The organism is Pseudomonas sp. Ma2-10 (assembly GCF_054330215.1).
On the sequence record NZ_JBTEYL010000086.1, the window covers coordinates 1 to 497 of the forward strand.

The following is a 497-nucleotide window of genomic DNA, read 5'->3' on the forward strand; positions in this document are numbered from 1 at the left end:
CCGGGCAACACCGGTGAAACCGCCAGTGGCACCCTGGTCGGTTCGGTCAGCGGCGCGGTCGGTGCGATCACCTACACCCTGGTCGGCAGCGCCACTGGCAGCTACGGGCAAATCCTGCTCAATCCCGATGGCTCCTACACCTACACGCTGACCTCGGCGCCAAGCACCACGCCGCAGGCGAACGACGGCGCGAACACCCTCAGCGAAAGTTTTACCTACAAAGCCACCGACGCCTTGGGCAATAGCACCACCAGCACCATCGTGGTCAAGATCGTCGATGACCTGCCGACGGCTCATGCCGACGAGGCTGCGGTCGCCGAAGGCGGCACTGTCAGTGGCAACGTGCTGTGGAACGACGTCGGCGGCGCCGATGGTCTCGCCGCAGGAGGCGCGGTGGTCGGCGTGCGTGCCGGTTCAGATACCACCACCTCGGCCATTGGCGGCCTCAACAGCCAGATCAACGGCACCTACGGTTACCTGACGCTGGATGCCAACGG

General features: G+C 65.4%; 1 protein-coding gene. It reads left to right on the top strand.

The annotated features are described in order from the left end of the window. Positions 1–497: Ig-like domain-containing protein (locus ACXPVS_RS27415; protein ID WP_458512663.1), on the top strand; the 497-nt coding region annotated here is incomplete at both ends.